This window comes from Hungatella sp. SL.1.14, from assembly GCF_024460495.1.
In the GTDB taxonomy this organism is placed as follows: Bacteria; Bacillota; Clostridia; order Lachnospirales; family Lachnospiraceae; genus Hungatella; species Hungatella hathewayi.
Genome location: NZ_JANFYJ010000322.1, coordinates 1 through 302, shown reverse-complemented (window position 1 = coordinate 302; position 302 = coordinate 1). Strand labels below are relative to the sequence as shown.

General features: G+C 53.0%; 1 protein-coding gene. It reads right to left on the bottom strand.

What is annotated here, in order from left to right; translation table 11 throughout:
- Positions 1–57: 57 nt before the first annotated feature.
- The coding region (locus NE473_RS31195) for a hypothetical protein (RefSeq protein WP_256265649.1) at positions 58–302 on the bottom strand (245 nt) is incomplete at its 5' end.

The following is a 302-nucleotide window of genomic DNA, read 5'->3' as shown; positions in this document are numbered from 1 at the left end:
GCGGTATTTCATGAGATTCGGACAGCGGCGGCATTTTTCCTGGTCCTGAATGCAGTGTTATTGCTTCTTCCGCTTTCCGTCTGCCAAATCATCGATAACATTGCAGGAATCGCCGTCGTGTTCATAAGTGTCTGTTATGCCGCCTCCCTGCTTATGGCGCTCTTTTACGGAATGAACTGCATGCCGGATAAACCGGATGCCCGCCAGAATGAGCTCTGGCGCCTGGCTGAGCCCAATCCGTGGCTGCGTATCTTCTCTCGGCTGACCGCAGTCGCCGTTTTGATGGCTGTCTCCTTTTTGAA